The 26,610-nt window shown below is 66.6% G+C and carries 21 protein-coding genes and 1 pseudogene; 5 read left to right on the top strand and 17 right to left on the bottom strand.

From position 1 onward, the window contains the following. The first annotated feature begins 277 nt into the window (after positions 1-277). From AB4Y73_RS17770 to AB4Y73_RS17760, 3 genes are all read left to right on the top strand, one after another. A complete protein-coding gene (locus AB4Y73_RS17770; protein WP_441873499.1) occupies positions 278-1,081 on the top strand; it encodes an alpha/beta hydrolase in 804 nt (267 codons plus the stop codon). A 129-nt stretch (positions 1,082-1,210) separates the two neighbouring features. After that, positions 1,211-1,942 carry a FadR/GntR family transcriptional regulator gene (locus AB4Y73_RS17765; RefSeq protein ID WP_441873489.1) on the top strand — a complete coding sequence of 244 codons (732 nt, stop codon included), beginning with the start codon at positions 1,211-1,213 and terminating at the stop codon, positions 1,940-1,942. 86 nt (positions 1,943-2,028) lie between these two features. After that, positions 2,029-2,796 (top strand): glucosamine-6-phosphate deaminase, encoded by a 768-nt coding sequence (locus AB4Y73_RS17760; protein ID WP_441873487.1) that lies wholly within the window; start codon positions 2,029-2,031, stop codon positions 2,794-2,796. Between the two features lie 64 nt (positions 2,797-2,860). Here AB4Y73_RS17760 and AB4Y73_RS17755 read toward each other — a convergent pair. The 7 genes and pseudogenes from AB4Y73_RS17755 to AB4Y73_RS17725 form a co-directional block, all read right to left on the bottom strand. Continuing rightward, positions 2,861-4,373 (bottom strand): annotated as a pseudogene (locus AB4Y73_RS17755) (NAD-dependent succinate-semialdehyde dehydrogenase). 21 nt (positions 4,374-4,394) lie between these two features. After that, positions 4,395-5,198, bottom strand: coding sequence for an HpcH/HpaI aldolase family protein (locus AB4Y73_RS17750; protein WP_441873485.1), 804 nt, complete (start codon positions 5,196-5,198; stop codon positions 4,395-4,397). Next, entirely contained in the window at positions 5,183-5,968 is a 786-nt protein-coding gene (hpaH, locus tag AB4Y73_RS17745; protein WP_441873483.1) for a 2-oxo-hept-4-ene-1,7-dioate hydratase, read from the bottom strand. The genes AB4Y73_RS17750 and hpaH overlap by 16 nt, the downstream gene beginning before the upstream one ends. Before the next feature lie 2 nt (positions 5,969-5,970). After that, complete coding sequence (hpaD, locus tag AB4Y73_RS17740; protein ID WP_441873480.1) at positions 5,971-7,056, bottom strand: 3,4-dihydroxyphenylacetate 2,3-dioxygenase; 1,086 nt, start codon at positions 7,054-7,056, stop codon at positions 5,971-5,973. A gap of 69 nt (positions 7,057-7,125) precedes the next feature. Continuing rightward, positions 7,126-8,640, bottom strand: coding sequence for a 5-carboxymethyl-2-hydroxymuconate semialdehyde dehydrogenase (hpaE, locus tag AB4Y73_RS17735; RefSeq protein ID WP_441873478.1), 1,515 nt, complete (start codon positions 8,638-8,640; stop codon positions 7,126-7,128). An 88-nt stretch (positions 8,641-8,728) separates the two neighbouring features. Beyond that, positions 8,729-9,412 (bottom strand): GntR family transcriptional regulator, encoded by a 684-nt coding sequence (locus AB4Y73_RS17730; RefSeq protein WP_441873476.1) that lies wholly within the window; start codon positions 9,410-9,412, stop codon positions 8,729-8,731. Further along, positions 9,405-10,886, bottom strand: coding sequence for a fumarylacetoacetate hydrolase family protein (locus AB4Y73_RS17725; protein ID WP_441873474.1), 1,482 nt, complete (start codon positions 10,884-10,886; stop codon positions 9,405-9,407). The genes AB4Y73_RS17730 and AB4Y73_RS17725 overlap by 8 nt, the downstream gene beginning before the upstream one ends. Positions 10,887-11,120: 234 nt before the next feature. Here AB4Y73_RS17725 and AB4Y73_RS17720 point away from each other — a divergent pair, with 234 nt between their 5' ends. Continuing rightward, positions 11,121-13,037, top strand: coding sequence for an FAD-binding monooxygenase (locus tag AB4Y73_RS17720; RefSeq protein WP_441873472.1), 1,917 nt, complete (start codon positions 11,121-11,123; stop codon positions 13,035-13,037). Here the strand turns inward: AB4Y73_RS17720 and AB4Y73_RS17715 are convergent. The 10 genes from AB4Y73_RS17715 to AB4Y73_RS17670 form a co-directional block, all read right to left on the bottom strand. Next, a complete protein-coding gene (locus AB4Y73_RS17715) occupies positions 13,034-13,762 on the bottom strand; it encodes an IclR family transcriptional regulator (RefSeq protein ID WP_441873470.1) in 729 nt (242 codons plus the stop codon). The genes AB4Y73_RS17720 and AB4Y73_RS17715 overlap by 4 nt on opposite strands. A 95-nt stretch (positions 13,763-13,857) precedes the next feature. Next, positions 13,858-15,051: an N-acetylglucosamine-6-phosphate deacetylase gene (locus AB4Y73_RS17710; RefSeq protein ID WP_441873468.1), complete on the bottom strand. Its 1,194-nt coding sequence runs from the start codon at positions 15,049-15,051 to the stop codon at positions 13,858-13,860. Continuing rightward, complete coding sequence (locus AB4Y73_RS17705) at positions 15,048-15,731, bottom strand: N-acetylmannosamine-6-phosphate 2-epimerase (protein WP_441873466.1); 684 nt, start codon at positions 15,729-15,731, stop codon at positions 15,048-15,050. The genes AB4Y73_RS17710 and AB4Y73_RS17705 overlap by 4 nt, the downstream gene beginning before the upstream one ends. Positions 15,732-15,789: 58 nt before the next feature. Further along, entirely contained in the window at positions 15,790-16,737 is a 948-nt protein-coding gene (locus tag AB4Y73_RS17700; RefSeq protein WP_441873464.1) for an ROK family protein, read from the bottom strand. A 275-nt stretch (positions 16,738-17,012) separates the two neighbouring features. Then, positions 17,013-17,942, bottom strand: coding sequence for a dihydrodipicolinate synthase family protein (locus AB4Y73_RS17695; protein ID WP_441873462.1), 930 nt, complete (start codon positions 17,940-17,942; stop codon positions 17,013-17,015). Positions 17,943-17,991: 49 nt separating this feature from the next. After that, positions 17,992-18,807 carry an ATP-binding cassette domain-containing protein gene (locus tag AB4Y73_RS17690; RefSeq protein WP_441873460.1) on the bottom strand — a complete coding sequence of 272 codons (816 nt, stop codon included), beginning with the start codon at positions 18,805-18,807 and terminating at the stop codon, positions 17,992-17,994. After that, positions 18,804-20,948 carry a dipeptide/oligopeptide/nickel ABC transporter permease/ATP-binding protein gene (locus AB4Y73_RS17685; protein ID WP_441873458.1) on the bottom strand — a complete coding sequence of 715 codons (2,145 nt, stop codon included), beginning with the start codon at positions 20,946-20,948 and terminating at the stop codon, positions 18,804-18,806. The genes AB4Y73_RS17690 and AB4Y73_RS17685 overlap by 4 nt, the downstream gene beginning before the upstream one ends. 3 nt (positions 20,949-20,951) lie before the next feature. After that, a complete protein-coding gene (locus AB4Y73_RS17680; RefSeq protein ID WP_441873456.1) occupies positions 20,952-21,908 on the bottom strand; it encodes an ABC transporter permease in 957 nt (318 codons plus the stop codon). Between the two features lie 69 nt (positions 21,909-21,977). Further along, complete coding sequence (locus AB4Y73_RS17675) at positions 21,978-23,600, bottom strand: ABC transporter substrate-binding protein (RefSeq protein ID WP_441873454.1); 1,623 nt, start codon at positions 23,598-23,600, stop codon at positions 21,978-21,980. 192 nt (positions 23,601-23,792) lie between these two features. Beyond that, positions 23,793-25,493: a sialidase family protein gene (locus AB4Y73_RS17670; protein ID WP_441873452.1), complete on the bottom strand. Its 1,701-nt coding sequence runs from the start codon at positions 25,491-25,493 to the stop codon at positions 23,793-23,795. A gap of 64 nt (positions 25,494-25,557) precedes the next feature. On the opposite strand from AB4Y73_RS17670, the gene AB4Y73_RS17665 reads away from it, so the two are divergent. After that, positions 25,558-26,502 (top strand): carbohydrate kinase family protein, encoded by a 945-nt coding sequence (locus AB4Y73_RS17665; RefSeq protein ID WP_441873450.1) that lies wholly within the window; start codon positions 25,558-25,560, stop codon positions 26,500-26,502. The last annotated feature ends 108 nt before the right edge of the window (positions 26,503-26,610 follow it).

Below are 26,610 nucleotides of genomic sequence, written 5' to 3'. Positions count from 1 at the left end.
CCAGACAAAGCCAAAGCCCGCGCCATCGGACAACTCGAATCACTCGGCTACCAAGTTACCCTCCAACCCCTACAACAGGCCGGATAGCACTGATCACCCCACGTACCCCGCCGTGGTCATCCAATTTTCATGTCAGAGAGCGTTTGGGGGTGCCGGGACGCTGTAGGCTCGGCACATGGCTGAGCTCCGGCGTCGCACGTTTATGGTGCGCGCGCTGACGGGCGCGGCCGTTGGAACCGTGGCTGCCGCGTGTTCGCCCGGCACCAAAGGGGACGCAGTGAAGAGGCACAAGTACCAGTACGGCGAGGATCCCAGTCAGTGGGGCGAGCTCTTCCTGCCCGAACTGCCGCCCGGCGGCGAGCACCGCGGCGTGGTAGTGGTCATCCACGGCGGCTATTGGCGCTCCCAGTACGGCGCCGAACTCGGGAAGCCGATCGCCAAGGACCTGGCCGCGCACGGCATGGCCGTCTGGAACCTTGAATACCGCCGGGCCGGAAACGGCGGCGGCTGGCCCAACACGTTCACCGACGTGCTGGCGGGCATCGACAAGCTGCATGACCTCACCACCAGACATGCCCTGAATTTGGGGCCGGTAGTGGCGCTGGGCCATTCGGCCGGCGGGCACCTGGCCGCGTGGGCTGCGGGCCGGGGCAAGCTCGCCCGGCTGGGCATGCCGGACGTGGACCGGGAGATACCGCGCAGGCAAGATGCGACGTCGGTCCACCTCACCGGTGTCGTGAGCCAGTCCGGGCTCCTCAACCTCGCTGAGGCGGAGCGTCTGAACCTCAGCAATGGTGCGGTCAGCAACCTGCTGGGTGGACCGTCGTCGGAATATCCCCTCCGCCACAGATACGCGGACCCCATGACCACCCTGCCGCTGGCGGTCCCGGTTATCGCGGTCCACGCGGTCGATGACATTACGGTTCCACTGTGCCAGTCGGAGCAATACGTCGACGCCGGGGCAGCAGCTCACATGGCGGTGCGCCTGGTCAGCGTGCCCGGTGACCATTTCGACCTGATAGATCCGAAAACCCCCGCGTACCGGACGTGCCGCGAGCTGGTTCGGTCCCTTCTGGGTTAGATTCGTCCCCTGTGGGTACAAACTGCACAAATTAGGGTGTCACGTCTAGACATTGGATGTCCCATGTCCTGTACTCTAGTGGAGTAAGACAAGTCGTCGCCCCCTTCGGCGCGGCAAGGAGGAGATCACGTGGCTACCGCATCCCAAGAAGTATCGCCTGCACGTTTCAGCGCTCAGCTCCGTTCGCATGCCCTGCAGACGCGGATCATGGACCTCATCCTGGAGCGCGGCCTGGACGTCGGCGACGCCCTGCCCACCGAAAGCGAACTCTCCGCGGAACTGGGCGTGGGCCGCAACACCGTCCGTGAATCCCTGAAAGTACTGCAGGCCCTGGGTGTCATCGAGATCCGGCATGGCTTCGGCATGTTCGTGGCCCCGAACAACTTCAGCGCCCTGGTGTCCGGACTGACCTTCCGTGGCCGCCTGTCGCTGCGCCACAAGGGCGAGGAGGCCATGGAGCTCATCGATGTGCGCCAGGCTCTCGAATCCGGCCTGATCGGCTCCGCCATCGACCTCCTCACGGACGAGCACCTCGCGGACCTGCGCGCCACCATGGAAGCCATGGAGGCCGCCGCCAAGAACGGCGAGCACCTGTACGTGCACGACGCCGAATTCCACCGCCGCCTGTACGCGCCCCTTAACAATGAGCTGCTGATCAACCTGATGGACGTGTTCTGGCAGGTGTACCGGAAGATCCACCTCGCGCTCGGCACCGGACCCGTCAACCTCGAAGAGCAGACCCAGGTCCACTGGGATATCTACGAAGCCGTGGCCAACAAGGACAAGGCCCTGGCCTCCGAACGCCTGCAGCGCCACTTTGATGGCATCCGCCTGAAACTCAAGGACGTCGCCGCCCGTTAGCCCGGCCGCCTCAGCCTGTTTTCCCCCACCGCCCGCACCCCGGGTGGACTTAGTCCTGCCCAATTTTCGTAGAGAGTGGCCTTGCCTTGGAAATCTTTGTAGTGCCTACCGCCTCAGCCACAGGTTCCGTTGCCGCCGGGATCCTTGCCGCCGTGATCCGCAGCAAGCCCGATGCCGTCCTGGGCCTGGCGACGGGCGGCTCACCGCTGCCGATCTACAAGGCCCTCGCCGGGCATTCGATGGACATGTCGGCTGTGAGCGGCTTCGCCCTCGACGAGTACGTGGGCCTGCCCGCCGGACACCCCGAAAGCTACGCCGAGGTCATCCGGCGCGAAGTGACTGAACGGCTGCATCTGGACCCAGCCAAGGTCGCCGTGCCGGACGGCAGCGCCGCGGACCCCGAGCGTGCCGCCGCTGACTATGATGCCGCCATCGCAGCCGCCGGCGGCATAGACGTGCAGATCCTGGGCATCGGCCACAACGGGCACCTGGCCTTCAACGAGCCCGGTTCCGCCCTGGATTCACGGACGCGCGTGGAGGTCCTCACCGAGCGCACCCGCAAAGCCAACGCCCGCTACTTCAGCACGCCGGAGGAAGTCCCGTTCCGCTGCATCACCCAGGGCCTGGGCACCATCATGGAAGCCCGGCACCTGCTCCTCGTGGTCAACGGCGCGGACAAGGCAGGCATCCTGGCTGCCGCACTGAACGCTCCCGTCACCGCCGACTGCCCGGCGTCGGTCCTGCAGCGGCACCCGCATGTCACCGTGGTGGCCGACGAGGCAGCCGCTTCGCAGCTTGCGCCGGGCAGCGGTCAAGTGGCCGTGCGGGTAGCGGGCGCCCCCGCCGGCGTCTGAGGGGTTTGGCGCGGAGAAGGTGCCAGCGCGCTGGGACTGAGCGGTGGTCCAGCGCGGGCTGCTCCTAATGCCCGGCGTAGGGGTCGGCGATGCCGATGTACTGGGTGGTGGTGTATTCGGCGATGCCTTCCGAACCGCCTTCGCGGCCGAGGCCGGATTGTTTGACTCCGCCGAAGGGGGCGGCGGCGTTGGAGATGACGCCGGCGTTGAAGCCCACCATGCCGAATTCGATCTGTTCGGCCACGCGGAGGAGCCGGTTGAAGTCGCGGCTGTAGACGTAGGAGGCCAGGCCGTATTCGCTGGCGTTGGCCAGCCGGATGGCGTCCTCCTCGGTGGCGAAAGTGGTGATGGGGGCGACGGGGCCGAAGATTTCCTGGCGGAGGATGGCGGCGTCGTTGGGGACGTTGGCGAGGACGGTGGGCGGGTAGAAGTAGCCCGCACCGTCGGGGAGGGTGCCGCCGGTGATTGCGGTGGCTCCGGCGTCGACGGCGGCAGTGACCAGGGCGTGCACGTCGTCGCGGGCGCCGGCGTCGATCAGGGGTCCCACCTGGCTGGCGGGTTCGGTGCCGCGACCCGTGGCCAGGGCTCCCATGGCTGCGGCGAACTTGGTAGTGAACTCGGCGGCGACGGACTCGTGGACGAGGAAGCGGTTTGCGGCTGTGCAGGCCTCGCCCATGTTCCGCATCTTGGCGGCCATGGCCCCGCCGACGGCGGCATCCAGGTCGGCGTCCTCGAACACGATGAACGGGGCGTTGCCGCCCAGCTCCATGGAGGTGCGGAGGACGTTTTGCGCGGCGTCGGCCATCAGCCGTTTGCCGACCGGGGTGGAGCCGGTGAAGGAGACCTTCCGGAGCCGGGGGTCCGCGAGCAGCGGCCCGGAGATCCCGGACGCACTGGAGGAGGCCACAACGTTGAGGACCCCGGCGGGCAGGCCGGCGTCGAGCATGGTCTGCGCGAAGTACTGCGCGGTGAGCGGGGTGAGCTTCGCAGGTTTGAGGACCATGGTGCAGCCGGCGGCGATGGCGGGGGCCACCTTGCGGGTGGCCATGGCCAGCGGGAAGTTCCACGGCGTGATCAGCAGGCACGGCCCGACGGGTTTGTGCTGGACCAGGATCTTGTTCTTGCCTTCGGGCGTGGTGAGGTAGCGGCCGTAGTCGCGGACGGTTTCCTCGGAGAACCAGCGCAGGAACTCAGCCCCGTAGGCGACCTCGCCGCGGGCCTCGGCCAGCGGTTTGCCCATTTCCAGGGTCATCAGCAGCGCAAAATCCTCGGCCCGTTCGGTCACCAGATCGAAGGCGCGGCGCAGGATCTCGGCCCGCACCCGGGGTGCGGTGCGTGCCCATGACGCCTGAACGGCATCGGCGGCGTCCAAAGCGGCGACCGCGTCGGCGCTGGTGGCGGAGGCGAGGGTGGCGAGGACCTCCCCCGGTGGCGGGATCGTGCACATCGAACGTGCCGCCGTCGGACGCGGCCACCCACTCGCCCCCGATCAACAGGCCGGTGGGCACGGACGCAAGGAGCGCAGCTTCGCACTCCGTCGAAACGGCAGGGGCGATCGCAGCAGGTGTAACTGTCATGGGGAGTCCTTAAGGAAGTGGTCAGTAACTGGCCGGGGCGTCGCCGTCGGAGGGCTGGATGAACGCTGCGGCAAGAGCCTCGGAGCCCCGGGCAAGGAGTGCGACGTCGGCGCCCACCAGCACGAACGAGGCCCCGGCATCGAGATAGGCGCGGGCGGTGTCCGGGTTGAAGGCGTTCACTCCGGCGGGCTTTCCGACCGCCTTCGCGGCCGCGAGGCAGTGTTCGACGGCGGCGCGAACCTCGGCGTGTTCCTGCTGTCCCAGCATCCCCATGGAAGCGGCGAGGTCGGAAGGTCCCAGGAAGATGGCATCCACCCCGTCCACCGCGAGGATGTCTTCTACATGCTCAACAGCCGCCGTCGACTCGATCTGGACCGTGACGCTGATGGTCTCCGACGCCCGTGCCAGGTAGTCCGGGACCCGGTTCCAGCGCGCGGCACGGGCCAGGGCGGACCCCACGCCCCGGACACCGTGGGGCGGGTAGCGGGTGGCAGCCACCGCGGCTTCGGCGTCGGCTGCCGAATTCACCATGGGGATCAGCAGGTTCTGCACCCCGAGGTCCAGATACTGCTTGATGAGCACGGTGTCGTTGACCGGCGGCCGGACCAGGGTGTGGACCGGGTAGCCGTGGATGGCCTGGAGCTGGGCGAGGATGGATTCGAGCCCGTTGGGGCTGTGCTCGGCATCTACCAGCAGCCAGTCCAGGCCGGATCCTGCACAGAGCTCGGCGATCAGCGGGCTGCCGGAGCACACCCACATCCCCGCCAGCGGCCGGCCCGCGGCCGCCAAAGCGGACCGGAAGGTGTCTTCTAGTCGAAGCGGCATGTCACAACCCCCAAAGGTCCGTAGTCGGCGTGGACGGTGTCGCCCTTGGAGACCCACATCGGGCGGGTGAAGGACCCGGCGAGGATGATGTCGCCGGCCTTCATGGAGTCGCCGTGGGCGGCGATCTTGTTGGCCAGCCAGTGCACACCGTTCGCCGGATGGTCCAGGACCCCCGCGGCCACGCCGGTTTCCTCGACGGTCTGGTTTTTATAGAGGATCGCGGAGACCCAGCGGAGGTCCACGGCGTCCGGCTTCACCGGGCGGCCCCCGATCACCATGGCTCCCATCGCGGCGTTGTCCGCGATGGTGTCCACGATGGTCCGGCCCTCCATCTCGATCCTCGAATCCAGGATCTCCAAAGCCGGAACCACATAGTCCGTGGCGTTGAGGACATCGAAGATGGTGCAGCCCGGACCCTTGAGCCCTGACTTCAACACAAACGCCAGTTCCACCTCCACCCGCGGGTGGGTGTACCGGTCCCATTCCACCGAGCAGCCGGTGTCCAGCACCATGTCATCGAAAATGGCGCCGTAATCCGGTTCGGTGATGCCGGTGGCGGCCTGCATGGCCCTCGACGTGAGGCCGATCTTCCGGCCCACCAGCTTCCGGCCGGCGTCTTCGTTGCGGTTCCGCCACAGCTGCTGCACGGCGTAGGAATCCTCCACCGTCATCTCGGGGTAGCGGGACGTCAGCCGCGGCACCGGCGTCCGGTTCCGGCCGGCTTCGAGCAGTTCATCCGCAATGGCCTCGATCGTCTTGGCATCCAGCATGGCTACAGCTGCGCTCCGAGCTTGAAGCCGGTTCGGTCATCTTCGGCGGCACCGTCCTTGCGGGTGTAGGAGAAGCCGTCGGCGCCCACGGTGACGGCCATTTCGCTCTTCTCCTCACGGATGATGACGGGCTGCGGGTTGCCGTCCAGGTCCAGGACAAGGGACGCTTCGGTGTACCAGGAGGGGACCACGGGGTTGCCCCACCAGTCGCGGCGCTGGTTGTCGTGGACGTCCCAGGTGATGGTGGGGTTGTCCGGGTCGCCGGTGTAATAGTCCTGGGTGTAGATCTCGATGCGGTGCCCGTCCGGGTCCAGGATGTAGAGGTAGAACGCGTTGGAGACGCCGTGGCGGCCGGGGCCGCGTTCGATCCGGTCGCTGATGCGCAGGGCGCCCATCTTGTCGCAGATCTGGATGATGTTGTGCTTCTCGTGCGTGGCGAACGCAACGTGGTGCATGCGCGGGCCGTTGCCCCCGGTCAGCGCCGTGTCGTGGACCGTCTGCTTGCGGTGCATCCACGCGGCGTATGTGACGCCGTCGGAATCCTTGATGTCCTCTGAGACGCGGAAGCCGAGGTCCTCGAGGTACTTGCGGCCCTTGGGGACGTCCGGGGTGACCTGGTTGAAGTGGTCCAGGCGGACCAGTTCACCGGCGGAATACAGGTCGTAGCGCTGGGTGAGGCGTTCCACGTGCTCCACGTCGTAGAAGAACTCGTACGGGAAGCCGAGCGGATCCTCCACACGGACGGAGTCGCCGATGCCCTTGGTGAAGCCTTCATTGCGGCGCTCCACCCGGCAGCCCAACTCGCGGTAGTACGCCTCCGCTGCGTCCACCTCGGCGGGGGACTTCACCCGGTACGCAAAGGCGGCGACCGCGGCGATGGGTCCCTTGCGTAGCACCAGATTGTGGTGGATGAACTCCTCAAGGGAGCGCAGGTAGATGTTGTTCTCGTCCTCCTCGGTGACGTGCAGGCCCAGGAGGTCCACGTAGAACTCACGCGACTTCGCGAGGTCGGTGACCACGATTTCCATGTAGGCGCAGCGCACAATGTCCGGTGCCGGAACGGTGGGGGTGGGAATGAATGCGGTCATGGGACTCTCTCTTCGTTGAAAGGGGTGGAAAGTACGACGGCGGCCGGTCGGCCTGGGTGGCAGCGTCGCCTAGGCGCCGAACTTGGGGGTGTGGACGGTACCGAGGGTGATGTGCACGGCCTGCTGGTCGGTGTAGAAATCGATGGAGCGGTAGCCGCCCTCGTGGCCCAGGCCCGAGGCCTTGACGCCGCCAAACGGGGTGCGGAGGTCGCGGACGTTGTGGCTGTTCAGCCACACCATGCCGGCCTCCACGTTCTGGGAAAAGTTGTGCGCCCGGGTCAGGTTCTGGGTCCAGATGTAGGCGGCCAGGCCGTACTTCGTGTTGTTCGCCAGGGCCAGGGCTTCCTCATCGTTCTCGAACGGAGTGATGGCGACGACGGGCCCGAAGATTTCCTCCTGGAAGATCCGTGCGTCGGGGGCGACGTCGGCGAACACAGTGGGTGCGATGTAGTTGCCTTCGGGCAGGTGGTCGGGGCGGCCGCCGCCGGCCAGGAGCCGGCCTTCGGTCTTGCCGATCTCCACGTAAGAGGCCACCTTCTCGTAGTGCTCGGGGTGGACCAGGGCGCCCACCTGGGTCTTCGGATCGTGCGGGTCGCCCACCACGATGTTCTTGGCCCGGGCCGCGTACTTCTCGCAGAACTCGTCATAGATGGCGCGTTCCACGAGGATTCGCGAGCCTGCGGTGCAGCGCTCGCCGTTGAGGGAGAAGACCCCGAACAGGGCGGAATCGATGGCGGCGTCCAGGTCGGCGTCGGCGAAGACGACGCAGGGGGACTTGCCGCCGAGCTCCATGGAGAGGCCCTTGAGGTTGGTGGCGGCGTTGCGGAAGATCGTCTGGCCGGTGGTGGTCTCGCCGGTGAAGGAGATCAGCGGGACGTCCGGGTGCTTCACCAGCGCATCGCCGGCTTCCTCGCCCAGGCCGTTGACCAGGTTGAACACGCCGTCCGGCAGGCCCGCGTCCTTGAAGATGGTGGCCCAGAGCGAGGCGGAGAGCGGGGTGAACTCGGCGGGCTTGAGGACCACCGTGTTGCCGGTGGCCAAGGCCGGGGCGAGTTTCCAGGACTCGAGCATGAACGGCGTATTCCATGGCGTGATGAGCCCGGCGACGCCGATCGGCTTGCGGTTCACATAGTTAATCTGCGAGCCGGGGACCTTCATGGCGTCGTCGAACTGGGCCACGATCAGGTCGGCAAAGAACCGGAAGTTCTCGGCCGCCCGAAGGGCCTGGCCCTTGGCCTGGGTGATGGGCAGGCCGGTGTCGAAGGTTTCGAGTTCGGCGAGCCGGGCTTCCTGGGCCTCGACGGCGTCCGCGATCTTGTTCAGCACGCGGGCGCGTTCGCGGGGCTTCATCCTGGGCCACGGGCCGTTGACGAACGCTTCACGGGCGGCGGCGACGGCCAGGTCGATATCCTCTTTCTGGCCGGCTGCTGCGGTGGCGTAGTTCGTGTTGGAGACCGGGTCCAGGACGTCGAAGGTCTTGCCGCCCACGGAGTCAACGAACTGGCCGTTGATGTAGTGCTGGATATGGGTGGGCAGGTCCCGCGGCACGTAATGCGTGCTGGCTTCTGCGGCAGTGAACGTCATTGTTGTTTCCTTAGCTACTAGTGCAACGCGGGGTCACTTCTCGCCCAATCTGGGCCGTTTATCGGGCGTTTAGTGACCCCGCGTTGCTTTATGTGAGGGGTTGGGCTTGGGCGAGGTAGGCGTCCAGGGTGGCGCTGCGGTGCAGGCGGGCCGCTTTTTCGATGGTCTCGGCGTCGGCCCCGGATTCAATAAGCTGCAGCAGCGCCTCGTGCTCGTCCACGGAATCGTGGGCACGGCCGGGGACGAAGCGGAACGTCGAGGACCGCAGCGACGCGAGCCGGTTCCAGCCCCGGTGGACAAGGTCCAGGATGTGCGGGTTGGGGCAGTGTTCGAAGAGGACACTGTGGAAGTCCTGGTTCAATGCGGTGAAGCGGACCGGATCGAAGTGCTGCAGGCAGTCACGCATCTCCTCATTCACGGCGCGGGCGCGCGCTACGTCCGCTTCGCCGATCAGCGGCGCGGACAGCGCGGTGGCGGCGCCTTCGACGATGCTGAGGGTCTGCATGGTGTAGAGGTATTCGGTGGGGTCAATCCCGGCGACCGTCGCGCCGATGTTGCGTTCGAACTTCACCAGTCCCTCGGCCTCGAGCCGGCGGATGGCCTCCCGGACCGGGACCACACTGAAACCCAGGTCTTTGGCAATGCTGGCAAGGACCAGCCGGTAGCCGGGGCTGTAGGTGCCTCCCACAATCCTGGCCTTAACTGCTTCGTAGGCCTGTTGGGACTTGCTGCCGGGGGCCGCTGCCGTTTCAGTCACTGCAGTCTCAGTCAATGGCATGGTCTGCCTCCCATTCTTTATACCGGCCCTGCCACTCGGCGTTCATGGGGTAAAGGCCATCAACGCTGTTGCCTTCCTGGACCATTTGGAAGATGAAGGTTTCTTCCTTTTCCTGCTGGATGCAGTCTTCCACCAGGTCCTCGGCGATGGCCGGCGGGATCACCAGGATGCCGTCGGAGTCGGCCACGATGATGTCGCCCGGCTGCACCGTGGCACCGCCGCACGCGATGGTGATGTCCGTGTCCCACGGGATGTGGCGGCGGCCCAGCACGGCAGGATGCGGATTGGCAAAGTAGGTAGGCATGTCCAGGCCGGCCACCGCGGAGTAGTCGCGGACACCGCCGTCGGTGATGATGGCAGCGGCGCCGCGGACCTGGGCCCGGAGGGCCAGGATGTCACCGACCGTCCCCGTGCCCTTCTCGCCGCGGGCCTCCATGACCAGGATTTCGCCTTCGTTGACAGAGTCGATGGCACGCTTCTGGGCGTTGAACCCGCCGCCGTGGGTCTTGAAGAGGTCCTCACGGTTGGGGACGTAGCGGAGGGTCCGGGCAAGGCCGACCACGCGCTGGTCGGGGCGGGTCGCCTGGAGGCCGTCGATGCTGACGTTGTTCAGGCCGCGCTTGCGCAGCTGGGAGGACAGGGTGGCGGTGGCGACGCTCTCCAGCTTGGCCTTCAGCTCGGGTGAGAGGGCAGGCCCGACGGCGGCTGCTTCCTCGGCTGCCAAACCCGCCGCTTCGCGTGAACCGTATGCCTCCTCCCGCTGCAGGTCATCAACCTTGGGCGCGGCACCAAAGTCAGCGAACGCCGTCGTGCCTTCCTTCACGGAGGTGACCAGCCGGCCGGTGGCGAGGCGGCCGTCAGCCGTGCTGACCTCAACTTCCAGCACGTCACCGGGCTTGGCTACGGAGGCGCCGGCCGGGGTACCGGTGAGGATGATGTCGCCCTCTTCGAGGGTGAGCAGCTGGGACAGGTCCGCTACCAGCCGGGCGAACGGGAAGAGCAGGTCCTCGGTAGTGTCGTCTTGGACGAGTTCGCCGTTGTGCCAGGTGCGGATGCGCAGGTTGGCGGGGTCGACGGAGTCTGCCGGGATGAGTGCCGGGCCGACGGGGGTGAAGCCGTCACCGCCCTTGGACCGGAGGTTTGAGCCCTTGTCCGCGTAGCGGAGGTCGTACACGCCCAGGTCATTGCTGGCGGTAACCGCGGCAACGTGGCTCCAGGCGTCCTCCATACCGACGCGCCGTGCGGCCTTGCCGATGACCAGGGCAATCTCGCCTTCGTAGCCGAGCAGTTCGCAGCCGGCGGGACGCTCCACGGCGCTTCCGCTGAGGGAAAGTGACGATGACGGCTTGAGGAAGTAGGACGGCTGGGCCGGTGTGCGCCCCCGCTGTGCGGCACGGCTGGGGTAGTTGATGTGCACTGCGATCACCTTGCGTGCCGCTGCGAGGATGTCCCTGTTGACCTGCTCCAAAACCGTCTCCTCATCAAGTACGAAATCGTATACGATAACTATTGCCCAACCGTTGGATGCTGTCAATCCCTTGAAAAGCAGGAGCAGTCGAGGCGCCATTTCCGTTACTTGTATCCAGCGTCACATATACCGTACAGTCGGGGACCAGTCATTAGTTTCTAATATAGAAACGTAAATTCTTATATAGAACACCCCCAGCGGTTCAGCCATCCCACAGTGAAGTGAGGAAAGCCCATGCAGTTCCACCACCACGGTTACGTATCCGGAGACCCGCGGGTCCAGCCCGCCGCAGGGGTCGGCATCGATCGCCCCGATGAGCTCCCGGACGAAGTTGACGTGCTCATCGTCGGCACGGGGCCTGCCGGGATGCTCGCAGCCGCGCAGCTGTCCCAGTTCCCGACTGTCACCACCAGGATTGTGGAGCGCCGCCCGGGACGGCTCGCCATCGGCCAGGCCGACGGCATTCAGGCCCGGAGCGTGGAGACCTTCCAGGCCTTTGGCTTCGCAGAGCGCATCATCGCCGAGGCCTACCGCATCACCGAGATGGCATTCTGGAAGCCGGATCCCGCGGATCCCTCCCGAATTGTCCGGGCCGCCCGTACGGAAGACGATCCCAACGGAATCAGCGAGTTTCCGCACCTCATCGTGAACCAGGCCCGCGTGCTGGACTACTTTGCTGAGGTCATGGCCAATTCACCCACTCGGATGAAGCCCGATTACGGCTTTGAGTTCGAGGGCCTTGAGGTTTCCGGAGAGGGGGAGTATCCAGTTACCGTCACGCTGCGCCACACGTCCGGCCCGCTTGAGGGGACACAGCGCACCGTCCGGGCAAAGTACGTAGTCGGTGCCGACGGCGCGCGCAGCAAAGTGCGCCAGGCGATCGGCTGCACCCTTGCCGGAGACGCCGCCAATCACGCGTGGGGCGTGATGGATGTTCTCGCCGTGACGGACTTCCCCGATATCCGCACCAAGTGCGCCATCCAGTCCGGCTCGGGCGGCAGTATCCTCCTGATCCCGCGCGAAGGCGGTCACCTCTTCCGGATGTACGTTGACCTCGGCGAAGTGGACCCGAACGACAACGGTGCGGTACGCAACACCACCGTCGAAGAGATTATCCAGAAGGCGAACGGGATCCTTCACCCGTACACCGTGGACGTGCGGAACGTTGCCTGGCAGAGCGTGTATGAGGTCGGCCACCGCCTCACGGACCGGTTCGACGACGTCCTTCCGGAGGATCGCGGCACGCGGACCCCTCGTGTGTTCATCACCGGCGATGCCTGCCATACGCACAGTGCAAAAGCTGGCCAGGGCATGAACGTCTCCATGCAGGATGGCTTCAACATTGCGTGGAAGCTGGGACACGTGCTTGAGGGCCGCAGCCCGGAGGCCCTGCTCTCCACCTATTCGGAAGAACGGCAGGTGGTGGCCAAGAATCTCATCGACTTCGATAAGGAGTGGTCCACGATGATGGCGAAGAAGCCCGAGGAGTTCGAAAGCCCCACCGAGCTCGAGGATTTCTACGTCAGCACTGCTGAGTTCCCCTACGGTTTCATGACCAAGTACGTCCCCTCGATGCTGATCGCGGAGCCTGCATACCAGGAGATGGCCACCGGTTTCCCCATCGGAAAGCGCTTTAAATCAGCGCCGGCCGTAAGGGTCTGCGACGCGAATCCGCTCCATCTCGGCCACCAAGCAAAGGCAGATGGCCGGTGGCGGATCTACGTCTTCGCGGACGCCGCACTTCCGTCAGGAGGGAAGCAGATGACTTCCGCCACTGACCAGTTTGCCGAGTGGATCGCGAACTCGCCGGATTCACCGCTGGCCGCGACGCCGTCGGGAGCGGATCCTGACGCCTGGTTCGACGTGAAGGTGATCTACCAGCAGGCACACGTTGACCTGGACATCGGGGCGGTTCCGGCCGCGTTCAAGCCGCAGGTGGGGCCATTCAAGCTCACCGACTACGAAAAGGTGTATGCCGCCGATCCCAAGGCGGATATTTTCGAACTGCGCGGCCTGGACCGCGGCGGTGTGGTGGTGGTGGTGCGGCCCGACCAGTACGTGGCGAACGTCCTGCCACTGACGTCGACGACTGAGCTCGGGGAGTTCTTTGCTCCCCTGAGGGCCCCTCGTTTGGCGGCAAACGTTGGCTAGCGGAGCTGCTCGCTGATCCGCCGCGCGGCTTCCCTGACTGAGCTTCCAACCTGCTCGGGAGGGAGCTGGGCGCTGGGATAAACCACCGCGATGGCGGCGGGCTGGAGCCCCTGCGTGAGCCTCAGCGGGACGGCCACGGACGTAACCCCCGGCAGGACTTCGTGGTGGCTGACGGCAAATCCCAGCTCTCGAACCGCAGCCACTTCCGGGCGGCGGGGCTGATCTGGAGAAATCGCCTCCCACTGTGAATCGTCAACGATCGCTTGGATGGCCAGCCCCGGCGCCCCGACGTGCAGAGCGTGGCGGGTGCCGGGCCGCTGGACCACCGCGGCACGGCCGTGCCGCGGTTCCACGCTGGTCAGCGTGGTGCAGTCCCCGCGGTCCAGTACCACCAGGAAGGCGGTTGCGCCGAGTTCATTCGCGAGGGATGTCAGCTCCGGCAGCGCGGCAGTTTGCAGGTCGCGGGCAACTCCGCGGGCCAGTGTGGCCAAGCCGGTGCCCAGGACGATGCCCCCGGCGCTGTCCCGGGCGACGAGTCCATGGTCTTCAAGGGTGCGAAGGATTCTGTAGGCGATGGAGCGGTGCACGCCCATCCGGGCCGAGATCTCTCCGATGCTGAGGGGCGTTGTTTCCTCGCTCAGGATTTCCAGCATTCTGATGCCGCGGGAAAGTGTCTGAGAATGGGCCGGTGCCGCCTTCCCGCCCGAAAGTGCTGCGTTTGCCATTGCGCTTTGCCCTGCCGTTTCTGCCCGGTCATCCGCCTCTGGCAGTCCCATATTAGAACATCGGCCGCGATTATCGAACGGCCGGCAGGCGCCCCTTAAGCGTCCAGCAATAGTCCCGCGCGCATGACCAGGAGTCGCTCAAAGCTGGCATCCACCACCACGACGTCGGCACGCAGTCCCGCGCGGAGGCTCCCGATGGTGTTGCCCTGGCCAATGATGGCGGCCGGGACGGCGGTCGCGGACAGGACAGCGGTGGCCGGTTCAACACCGGCGCCGATCGTCCGGCGCACCACGTCCAGCAGTGTGGCTGTCCCGCCTGCGAGGGTGCCGTCGCCGAGCCGGGCAACGGCACCGCTGACGGAAACAGATGCCGGACCGAGCTCGTAGTGGCCGTCGGGCAGCCCGGTGGCGGCCATCGAGTCGGTCACCAGGACCACGTTTTCCGGACCCACCAGGTCGAACACCATTCGCACGGTTTCGGGATCCAGGTGCACGTCGTCGGCAATGAGTTCCACGGCCACTGTGCCCGCTCCAGCAAGCCGGAGGCAGGCGGCCACGGGGCCGGGGCTGCGGTGGTGCAGCGGCGGCATGCCGTTGAAAAGGTGCGTGATGGTGGGCCGCAACGCCGGTCCCCGCCCGGATGCGGACAGCAGATCGGCAGCCCCGGTGAGGGAGGCCGCCGTCGTGGGCGCATCCGCATCGGTGTGGCCCAGCGACGGCGTTACACCGTTTTCGGCGAGCATCCGCACCACCGCGCCGGCGCCGGGGAGTTCGGGTGCGTAAGTCATGGTCCGCAGGTGGCCGGCGGCGGCCCCGATCAGCTCACCGAGGAAGTCGAGGTCCGGCTCACGGAGGAACCGCGGGTCCTGGGCGCCGCAGCGCGCATGGGACAGGAACGGGCCCTCGGAGTGGATGCCCGCGATCAGCCCCTCCTCGGCCAGTTGCCGCAGTGTTTCCAGGCCGCGCAGCAGGTCCTCGCGCGAAGCAGTCACCAGGCTGGCCAGCAGGGAGGTGGTGCCGCTGCGGTGCAGGAAGTCGACGGCGGTGCGGGCGGCGTGGTTGTCGCCGCTAGGGAAGTCGCCCCCTGCTGCGCCGTGGCAGTGCAGGTCAATGAGGCCGGGCAGGATCACGCTGCCCGGCGGCAGATCCAGTTCTTCTAAATCTGTCAGCGACGCGTCCAGGCCGGCGCGCGGGCCCACGTAGGCGATGCGCCCGTCCGCCACGGCCACGACGGCATTGCCCAGGGACGTTCCGTCCGTCAGGACCGTGCCGGCCAGCAAGTAGTTCACTTCAGGGCCTCGGCGAACCAGCCGGTGATGGTGGCCGGGTGGGTGATCGCTGTTCCGACGACGACGGCGAACGCGCCCGCGTCGAGCGTCTGCCGGGCCTGCGCCGGGGTGTGGAGGCGGCCTTCGGCGATGAGGGGCACACCGAAACCGGCGGCGGCGATCTGCTCAATCAGCTCGAGATCCGGGCCGTGCGTTTTGGGGCGCTCGCCGGAGTAGCCGGACAGGGTGGTGCCGATCAGGTCCGCCCCGGCTCCAACGGCGGCGGCTGCGTCGTCGAACGAGCCGCAGTCCGCCATGACCAGCGCGAGTGATTCGTTGTGGATTCCGGCTACCGTATCGGCCAGCGTCAGCCCGTCCGGGCGTTCGCGCCGGGTTCCATCGATCGCCACGACGTGAGCGCCTGCGTTGGCCACCGCCAAAGCGTGGCGGAGCGTGGGAGTGATGAAGACGCCGTCGTGCCCGTCCTTCCAGAGCCCGATCACCGGAACCTCCACCGCCGCACGCGTGTACTGCACATCGGCCAGGCCCTGGACGCGGACAGCGGCGGCACCGCCAATGACCGCAGAGGCGGCAAACTGTGCCGTGGTCCGGGGATCGCGCAGGGGCTCGCCCGGGTACGCCTGGCAGGACACAATCAGCTGGCCGCGGAGGGCTTCGAGGGCTTCGGGGGTCAGGATCACGGTCAGTTTCCTCTGGAAGTTTGGCGGGCGGTTAGACGAGGGACTTAGGAAGATGGTGTCAGGACGGGGAAGTGAGGACCAGGCGCGCGGCACCCACCATGGCGGCAGCGTTGCCGAGTTTAGCCGGGAGAACAGGGAGACCGGCCAGTGCGGGCAGGAGTTCGGCCCGGAGGGCACGTTCCAGCGGGCGCCACCAGGGCGCACCGGCGTCGGACAGGCCGCCTGACACTACGACTACTTCGGGGTCCAGGATGTTGGCGAGTCCGCCCACAGCCTGCCCGGCCGCACCCGCGCCTATGCCCACAGCTTTGATGGCGGCCGGGTCCCTCGCGCCGGCGAGGGCAAAGACGGCCCGCGCGTCCGGTGCGTCCGCTGTGCCGCCCAACCGCAAGTACGTCTCGCGGATGGCGGGCCCGGAGGCGATGGCCTCAACGTGCCCGGCTCCGCCGCAGACGCAGGGTACAGGGGCACCTTCGTGGAACGCGTAGGGCGAAGCGAAGTGCCCCACGTGTCCGCCGACGTAGCGGTGCCCCAGGACCGGCTGCCCGCCGAGCACAAAACTGCCCCCGACGCCGGTGCCGAAGGCCACCAGCAGCGAACTTGCAGTCCCGGCGCCAGCCCCCGCCCACGCCTCACCGAGAGCGTGCGCATGGACGTCGTTCACCGCCCGCACTGCCTCCGGCTCCAGGCCCAACCGCACAGCCAAACCGGCCGTCAGCTGAGTCCCGGCCCACCCGAGGATCGCGTCGGTGGCCGAAACGACCACCCCGCGCCCGGCATCAATCACCCCGGCAGACCCAACGCCAACCCCACTGACATCCAGGCCCTCTGCTTGAGCCTTCGAAATGAGCGAGGAAACCAGGGCAGCGGTAGCATCCAAAATGGCGTCCCCACCATCCCGGTTCAGCGTCGGAACAGTCTCCGGAAACAAGACCGTCCCATCCGCGGAAACAACCCCGGCAGCAGTCTTAGTACCGCCAAGGTCAACACCGATCGCGTACTGCATTTCAGTCCTGTCAGTTTCGTTGTGGCCGGGTCGGTGCCAGTCCGCGGCCTTGCCGGCGCTTAGACTCCTCCCGGCGTCGTCTTCCGGTCGCGGGGCGACCTGCAGACAACTCTGGTCGGCGATGCGCGCCTACGCAAGACCCCGGCCGGGCACCTAAGTGCCTCACTGGCAGCGCAGGACATGGTTCTTTTGTGTAGGTTGCGTCAGAGCGCGAGGAACGAGCGCAGCAACCGGCAAAAGGAGCATGCCCGGCGCACCGCCCAAACCACGACTAACTAAACGAGCCCGTTGCGTTCCAGGATGACCCTGATCGCCTTGGTCTCATCCTCGTCCAGGGCGAGCATGGGCGCGCTCATGACGTTGGTCTTGATGACGCCCATGAGCTGTAGGGCGGTCTTGAAGGCGCCCAGGCCCGCGGCGTTGCCGGATACGCGGCCGGCCTTGGGGGTATAGACGATCTCGAAGACGTCGGCCAGGCGGTCCTGCTCGGCAGCGGCGCCGGCCCAGTCGCCGGCAATGGCGGCGTCGTAGAGGCGCCTGTAGCCGGCCGGGTCAACGTTGCCGAGGCCGGGCACAACGCCTTGGGCGCCGCCGAGGAGGGCGCCGTCCACCACCACTTCGTGGCCGGTGAAGATGTCGAAGTTGGGGATGTCCTTGGCGGCCAGCAGCAGCTGGCGGAACGAGACGTCGTCGCCGGAGGAGTCCTTGACGCCGGCAATGACGCCGTCGCGGCCCAGCTCAACCAGCAGGTCGGTAGGCAGCTTGAAGTGGGTGCGCACCGGTACGTCGTAGGCGAAGACGGGGACGTCGACGGCGGCGGCGATGGAGCGGAAGTGGCGCCCGTTTTCCTCCGCGTTGCTGATGGCGTAGTACAGGCTGGTGGCCACGATGGAGTCGGCCCCGAGTGCGATGACGCGCCGGGCTTCTTCTATGACGCGGTTGGTTGTCTGTTCCACGGCGCCCACGATGACCGGCACCTGGCCGGCGTTGACGCCTGCCACGGTCTGCACCACGAGGTCGCGCTCGGTGTTGGTCATGTGGGTGACCTCGCCGGAGGAACCCAGTACGAACAGGCCGGACACACCGCCGTCGAGCAGGTGCTTGGTGACCTTTTCCAGCGACGGCACGTCGATGGCACCGTCGGCGGCGCGGGGGGTGACGACGGGCGGGATGACGCCCTGGAAACGGGAAGCGACAGTAGTCACAGAATTCTCCAAATATTGATGGTTAGACGAAAACTCTTCAGGGGGAAATCTAGATGTGGAGCAGGCTCGGCGCGGCGCCCAGCAGCTTCTTGGTGTAGTCGTTGGTGGGGCTGTCGAAGACCTGCGCAGCGGTGCCCTGTTCCACGATCTTGCCGAAGTACATGACGCAGATGCGGTCCGAGACATAGCGGACGGTCTGGATATCGTGCGAGATGAACACCATGCCGAGGTTCAGCTGGGTCTTGAGGTCGGAGAGCAGGTTCAGTACCTGGGCGCGGACGGAAACGTCCAGGGCCGACGTCGGCTCGTCCGCCACGATGATGTCCGGATCCAGCGCCAGGGCGCGGGCAATCGCCACACGCTGGCGCTGGCCGCCGGAAACCTGCGACGGCGTGACTTCCGCCGCGGACTGCGGCAGGCCCACGACCGCCAACAGTTCCTTGACCTTGGCCGCGCGCGTTGCCGCGGTGCCGATGCCGTGGATCTGCAGCGGATCGGTGAGGATGTCCTGGACCGTCATGCGGGGGTTCAGCGCGGTGGACGGGTCCTGGAAGACCACGGACACGGAGCGGCCGAATTCCTTGCGCATCTGCGCGTTCCGCTTGATGGCGGGCTTGCCGTGGAAGAGCACCTCGCCCGACGTCGGGGTCTGAAGTCCCACGAGCACTGACGCGAGCGTGGACTTGCCGCAGCCGGACTCACCCACGATGCCCACGGTTTCGCCGCGGCTGATGGTGAAGTCCACGCCGTCCACCGCTTTGACGATGTTCGGGCGGAAGAGCTTACCGCCGCGGGCGTGGTGGTAGACCTTCACATCCTTGAGTTCGATGACCGGCTTAGAGCGTTGCTGTATTGAATCGCTCATTTTGCGTCCTCCTTCAGGTGGCTCGCCCAGTAGTGGTCCGCATCTTCGCCGTGGGCGGATGAAACCGAGGTCAGGACCAGTTGCTGGTTGGGGTCGGCGTCGGACCGCAGCGAACGTGCGGCGAATCGGTCACCGGGGGCGAAGTCGCGCGGGGACGGCACGGTGCCGGGGATCTGGTGCAGGCGGACGGCGTCAGCCTCAATGGAGAGGACAGCACCGAGCAGGCCGCGGGTGTATTCGTGCTTGGGGTTCTGCAGCAGCTCCGAAGCCTGCGCGGATTCCACCACCTGGCCGGCGTACATGACGGTGATCCGGTGTGCCAGGGAGGCCACCAGGGCGAGGTCGTGGCTGACGAACACCATGGCGAAGCCGAGCTGCTCGCGCAGGTCGTTGAGCAGGTCCACAACCTGCTTCTGGACGGTGACGTCCAGGGCGGTGGTGGGCTCGTCGGCAACCACGATTTTCGGCGACCGGGACAGGGCCATGGCGATCAGGACGCGCTGGCGCTGGCCACCGGAGAGCTCGTGCGGGTAGCTGGCGAGGGTCCGGACGGGATCGAGCTTGACCAATTCGAGCAGCTCGGCCGGGGTCTTCCGGCCGCCGCGTTTGGTCAGCTGCTCCATCTGGTCCTTGATCTTCATGGACGGGTTCAGGGAGCTCAGGGCATCCTGGTAGACCATGGCGATCTGCTCGCCGCGCAGGCCCTCGTAGGCCTTGAGGCTGCTGTGCTTGGTGGCCGGATCGAGCAGTTCCTTGCCATCGAACTTGATGGACCCTGTAACCTCTGCGGTCTTGGGCAGCAGGCCCATGACGGCCAGGGACGTGATGGACTTGCCGCAGCCGGACTCGCCCACCAGGCCCATGGTTTCGCCTTCACGGACGGTGAAGGAGACGTTGTCCACGATCGCGGTGTCGCCGAAGCGGCCGGGGAAGCGGATGGAGAGGTTCCTGACCTCGAGGACGTTCCGGGCATCGGCCGCGACCTGGGGGAGGCGGTCGGTGCGCTTGGCCTCGATGGCGGAGAGCAGTTCCAGTTCCCGGTCCAGCAGCAGGTGCGGGTTGGCCGCGGCCAGCTGCGCATCGGAGAGGACGGCAGCCTCGCTGTAGTGCTCCTCGGTGAGGACATCACCGTAGGCGGCGCGGACGCCGTCGAGCTCGTGCTGCTCCACCACTGAGGGCTGGGCCACGGAGGTCGCCACCTCGGTATCAACGGCGGAGCCAGCGGCGCCCGCCGCAGCGCCGGAAACAGCAGCTGCCGAACCGTCGTCGTCCTTCACCACAGGCGCCTTGCGCAGTTTCGGGTTCACCATGGCATCGGTGAGGCCCTCGGCCAGGATGTTCAGCGACAGCACGGTGAGCAGGATGGTCACGCCGGCGAAGGTGGTAGCCCACCAGCCGCCGGACAGGACCAGGTTGCGGCCGTAGGAGATCACGTTGCCCCAGGACGGAGCGGGGTCCTGGACGCCGGCGCCGAGGAAGGACAGTGAGGCTTCGAGGATGATGGCGTCGGCCACCATCACCGTGGCGAACACCAGCACGGGGGCCGCGGTGTTGCGGACGATGTGCTTGAGCAGGATATAGAAGCGGCCGGCACCGATCACGCGCTCGGCACGGACGTAGTCCTCGCCGTACTGGGAGAGCACATTGGCGCGGACCACGCGGGCCAGCTGCGGGGTGTAGATGATGGCGATCGCGATGATGATGGTGGGGACCGAGTTGCCGAAGGCGGCCAGCAGCACCGCGGCCAGGGCGATGCCCGGGAACGCCATCAGGATGTCCATCAGGCGCATGATCAGTTCGTTCACGGCCTTGCTGGAGGTGGCGGCCAGGGAACCCAGCAGCGCACCCGCCACGATGGCCAGGAGGACGGCGCCAAGGCCGATCATCAGCGAGGACTGCGCACCGAACAGGATGCGGGAGAAGATATCGCGGCCCAGGCGGTCGGTGCCGAAGAAGTGCTCGGCGCCGGGCGGGGTGGCCGGAATGAAGGTCTCCAGCGGATCGTGCGGCGCGATGGTCGGCGCGAAGACGGCGGCGAGCACAATCATGATGAGGAAGAGGAGGGCGATGCGGGAGCCCCACGGGAGGGCCTTGAAACGGATGCCCGGGGCACTCAGCCGTTCAGCAAGCTTGCTGCGCATGAGCTATACCGTCCTGATTCGGGGGTTGATGAGCAGGTATAGGAGGTCCACCACAATGTTCACCAGAACGAAGGTGACGGAGATGGTGAGCACCACGCCCTGGACCAGGTTGACGTCCAGGTTGGTGATGCCGTTGAGGATCAGCTGGCCCATGCCGGGCAGGGCGAAGATCATTTCAATCACGACGGCGCCGCCGAGCAGGTAGCCCACGCGCAGTCCCAGCACGGTCACCGGGGTCACCAGGGCGTTGCGCAGGACGTTCTTGGACACCACTTCGCGGTAGGGGACGCCGTTGCCGATGGCGGTGCGGACGTAGTCGCGGTCCAGTTCCTCCACCATGGAGGTACGGACCACGCGGATCAGCGAGGCGGACACGGGGATGCCGAGCGCGAGGGCGGGGAGGGCCATGGAGTTCAGCCAGCCGCCAAAGCCGGATTCCGGCGTCGCGATGCCGCCCGAGGGGAACAGCGGGGTGGCGCCCAGGGCGAACCACTGGATCAGCAGGATGCCCAGCCAGAACGACGGCGTGGCGATCGCGGCGATCGAGAAGACGCGGACTAGCTGGTCCTGCCACTTGTCGCGGTAGAGGGCGCCGAGGATGCCGAACGCCAGGGACACAACAATGGCGATGAGGACGCCGAGGAAGGTCAGCTGCAGCGTAAGGGGGAACGCGGAGCCGATCATGGAGGCCACCGACTTGGCCGGCGGGGTGGTGACGCCGAGGTCGAACCGCAGCAGCTTACCGAGGAAGCTGAAGTACTGCAGGACCAGCGGATCGTTCAGGCCGTTTTCCTGGCGGTACTGCTCCTTCGCCTCTTCGGACGCACCGTCGCCGAGGGCGGAGCTGGCCTGGTCACCGGGAGCGGCTTGCAGGACAAGGAAGACGAGCAGGGTGATGCCCAGGATCATCAATGGCAGTGCTGCGAGTCTGCGGCCGAGCAGACGCAATATCGTGACCAATTTGTTCTCCGGTTTGTTGGGTGTGCTGCCGGGCCCGCTCGAAAGCGGGCCCGGCAGCGCAGGTACTTCTTAGGAGGTGCGGCCGACGTCGATGAACGACATGCCTGTGGTGGGCAGCGGCTTGAAGCCGTTGAGCCTCTTGTCGTCCCAGGCGCTGGGCAGTTGGCGGTGGAAGATCGGGTAGAGGGGAAGTTCCTCGGACACAAGGTCCACGATTTCGCCGGTGATCTTTTTGGCGTCTTCCTTGGCGGCCTGGGAACCCTTGTTCATGAGTTCCTGCAGCTTGGCACGTTCCGGTGCGGTCCAGTAGGCACGCTTTTCCATCCAGGTGGCGCCCGAGTAGAACCAGCTCAGGAGCAGGTCCGCGTCGTTGCCGAAGACTGACGGGTCGCCGGGGGCCGCTACCACCGAGTAGTCCCCGGCGCCGACACGGTCCGTGTACAGGGCGCCGGACTGGATGCTCTTGACGGTGACCTTCACGCCCGGGATCTTGTTCCAGGATTCGAGGATCAGCGGTGCAACGTCCTTGACCCAGGCTGTGTCCGTGGTCAGCAGCTCGAACTCGAGGCTGGTCACGCCGGCTTCCTTGAGCAGGTCCTCAGCCTTCTTGGCGTCGTAGCCGTAGACGTTCTTGGCCTTGACGTAGTCCGGGTGGCCTTCCTGGAAGTAGGAGCTGGCAGCCTTGGCGTTGCCGAACAGGGCCTTCTTGATGATGGCGTCCTTGTCCAGGCCGTAGTGCAGGGCCTGGCGGACCAGCTTGTTGTTGAACGGGGCCTTGTTGCAGTTGAACATCAGGAACATGAGGCCGAAGGACTGCACGGATTCGACCTTCACCTTGGACTTGAGGCCGTCGATATCCAGGTAAGGGACATCCTCAATGGCCTGGACGCGGCCGGACTGGACGGCGGTGACGCGGGCTGCGGCGTCGGAGAGCAGGAGCCAGGTCATGCCCTTGGCCAGTGCTGGCTTGGGGCCGTTGTAGTCGGCGAACCTTTCGAAGACGATCTTGTCGTCCTTGACGGCGGAGACCAGCTTGTAGGGGCCGGTGCCCACGGGGGCGGCGTCGAAGGCCTTGAGGTCCGTGGCCAAGGCCTTGGGGACGACCTTGACCACGGAGATGCGAGGGCCGAAGCCGGGGAAGGCGTACTTCAGCGTGAATTCGACCGTCTTGGCATCAACAGGCTTGACGGCCTGGATGAACGGAATGAACTGCGAGAACAAGGACTTGTTGGCCGGGTCCATGACGCGGGTGAAGGAGAAGGCTACGTCCTCGGTGGTGACGGGGGCGCCGTTGTGGAACTTGGCGCCGTCGCGGAGGGTCACCTGGAAGGTGGTGTCGTTGACCTTCTTGGGGTCGGCGGCGGCGAGGGCGTTGTACGGTTCGCGGGTGGCCGGGTGCAGTTCGATGAGGCCTTCGAAGATGTGCAGGTTGGCGGCCATCGGAGTGGCGCCGGAGGAGCTCAACGGGTCGAAGCCGGTGGACAGGGCGTAGGAGATGCCCGCTTCGATGGTGAGGTCCTTGTTCACTGCGCCGGCGCTCGCGGAGCTGCCGGTGGTGGTGGCTGCCGGGCTGCCGCACGCGGCAACGGAAGCAGTGAATGCTGCGGCAGCGCCCATGGCACCGGTCAGCTTGAGGAAGTTCCGGCGGCTGGCATCATTGACCAGCGGCAGGTTCTTGGTGATGTTGTTCATAAAAGCCTCGCCATTCCAGAAAGGTTTATCGGATGTAGGACGTCCGAGCTCGTAGGACGACTGTAAGTCGGATCACAGCCTCCCGTCAAGCGCCGCCTCCCGCTGCCCCCACCCCGCCCGCCCCTGCCCCAGCCCTGCCGCCGCCCCTGGGAACGCTCTCTCACTCGATGTGGGTTTTCGGGGAACGCTCTCTCACTCGCCCGCGGTGACGTCCCCGCTGCGGGTGTCGAATCCGAAAGTACGACGGCGGCGTACGGCTTGGGTGCCGCACCAGGCCGTCACCTCGAAGGCGACCTCCGCGTGGCCGCGCGCCACGTCCGTCGCCGTGACGGTGTAGGCCGGCGTGAAGTAGAGGACTTCCTCGCCGGGGCGGAGGTCCGTGCCGGGGAAGGCCTCTGAGCCGGGGCCGGACAGCCGGAGGCCGGTCAGCGGCAAGGCCGCGTTGTTGCGCGCCCGGCCGGTGAAGGCAAGGATGTCGCCGGCCTTGTAGCCCGGGACGATGGGGCCGTAGTTTAGGTCCTGCGCTTCCCTGGTGCCAATGACCTGGGCCGCCTCGGCCGTGTAGCCCTGGCCGATCTCCTTCCAGGTGTGAACTCCCCACCCGTCCCCGCCGGAGGGCATCACGTAGAACTCGCCGGTGTTCCGCCAGGCGGGCGGGCGCCCCGGCGTGATGGAGCGAAGTGTCATATCGAATGCCAGGCCGGCGTCCTCGCCGTCGGGGTCCGGTCTGGCGGCTCCGGGGCCAGGAGGGCACGCCGTCAACTGTGCTGTCAGCTGCTCCCCAGGCACGGAAATAAACACGATCTCCCGGTAGCCCTGACGCTCATACAGCACGCCGATGTTGCCGTCCGGCAGCCGGGTGGCGGTCGAATAGGCCGAACTGCCGGGGCACAGGACAAGTTTCGCCGGCCAGCTGCGCCCGTTGTCGGGTGACAGGCTGAGGACGGTGTTCCGCCGCAAGGCCGTGTCGTGGTTGTTCGTGGCCAGGAGCCACGAGCCGGTGTCGTCCCCGGCGAAAGAGGCCACCGACGGCAGCCCGTCGAAGCGGACCAGCGAGCCGTTGTCGCCCGGGTCCGGGAGGTCTTCAATCGGGGACAGCGCACTCCAGGTGGCGCCGCCGTCGTCGGACGTTGCGGAAAGTCGCCGCGGCGTTCCGCGGCTGTGCAACAGCAGCCGGCCGTCCGAGAGGGCTGCGACTTTGTTTTCGTTCGGGCTGAACCCATGCGTGCCCGCGTCGATCAGCTCCCCGAGCGTCCAGGTCTCGCCGTGGTCATCGCTGAATGCGGACGCGGCCATGATCTCGCCGCCTGCCAGGACCACATACTGCTGCACGAGGCGGCCGCGGAAGTGCCCGGCGTGGATCTGGATGCCCTGCCCGGCGGCGGCGAAAATTCCCGTGATGGCGGGTTGGCCTGCGCGCATTGGCGGGCGGAGCTTGAGCTCGGCAGTGATCCGGCGGTGCTGCCAGGTCAGTCCGTCGTCGTCGGAGAAGCTCAGGTCGCAGTGCTGCACCTGGTCCTCCGGCTCCATCCCGGCCACGGCCTCGAAAAAGCCCGCGTGCGTTCCGGCTGCGTGGAACAACAAGATGCGGCCGGTGTCCGCGTCCACCAGGAGGCTCGGATCACCGTATCCGTTCAGCCCGCCGCCGGTGCGCACCACCCGCTGGGGTCCCCAGGTCCGGCCGTTGTCCGTGCTGCGCCGGAGCAGGAGGTCGATCGGATTGGGCAGGTCGTCAAGGTTGGGGCGCCCGTCGTACGCCGCCAGAAGCGTACCCTTCTGGGAAACGGCGAGGGCAGGAATCCTGTACTGGCGGTACCCGCCTGTTCCTCGGACCGCCAGAACGTGTTCCACGTCGGGGGTGGCCGCCATCATCGGCAGGACATGGGATGTCATATCTCCATGGTAGGCGATGGGCGGAGGCTGTGTGGGGCGGCGCCTTCTCTGGCAGAGTATGACCATGCTCACTGTAATTGGCGAGGGCCTTGTTGACGTTGTCCAGCGCGCCTCCGGAATCGAGGCGCACGTGGGCGGCAGCCCGCTCAACGTCGCGGTGGGCCTGGCCCGCCTGGACCATCCCGTGCAGTTCATCGGGCGCTACGGCCGGGACGCCTACGGGGACGCCGTTGCCGCCCACCTGCGCGCCAGTTCCGTGATGCTGCCCCAAGGCCCCGATGAATTGCCTACCAGCGTGGCCACCGCCCTGATTGACGACGACGGCGCCGCCACCTACACGTTCGACCTCGCCTGGGAGCTTCCCGGCCTCGCCGACCGCCTTCCTTTTATGCTGCAGGGAACCACCCTGCTGCACACGGGCTCCATCGCGACGATGCTGGTGCCCGGCGCCGCCGACGTCCTCGCCGCCGTCGAACACGCCCATCCTTCCGCCACCATCAGTTTCGACCCCAACTGCCGTCCCAGCATCATTACCGACGTGGACTACGCACGGCGGCAGGCGGAAAAGTTCGCCTCCCTGGCTGACGTTGTCAAGGCTTCGGACGAGGACCTTGAATGGCTGTACCCGGGCGCTGACGTGCTGGAGTCCGCCCGGCGCTGGCTGTCCCTTGGCGGTGCGGAGGGGCCGGCGATGGTGGTGGTCACCCGCGGCGCAGCCGGTCCGTGGGGGATTACAGCCGCCGGTGAGGTGGAATGCCCGGCGCCGGAAGTGGAGGTGGCGGACACCGTGGGCGCGGGGGACTCCTTCATGGCGGCGCTGCTCTCAGGGATCGTTGACCGCGGACTGGACGGCGCGCAGAACCGCGAGGACCTGCGCGGGCTTCCGGCTGAAGGCCTTGCTGAACTCCTTGCACATGCCTCCCGTGCTGCCGCCGTCACCGTCTCCCGGCCCGGGGCGAACCCGCCCACCCGCGCCGAACTGAACGCAGTTCCTGAGGAGGAGGAATAGGCGGGATCTGCCTCCATGCAGGTGGTGGCTATCCGGAACGGTGACGGGCGCCGTGGACATGCCCGGTGGGTAGGCTGAAGTCCACGCACGATAGATAGGAAGCTGTGG

Origin of the sequence: Pseudarthrobacter sp. TAF60_1, assembly GCF_052113505.1 — a bacterium.
Classification (GTDB): Bacteria; Actinomycetota; Actinomycetes; order Actinomycetales; family Micrococcaceae; genus Arthrobacter.
The sequence above is the reverse complement of the archived record's forward strand: the minus strand, read 5'-3'. Positions and strand labels throughout refer to the sequence as shown.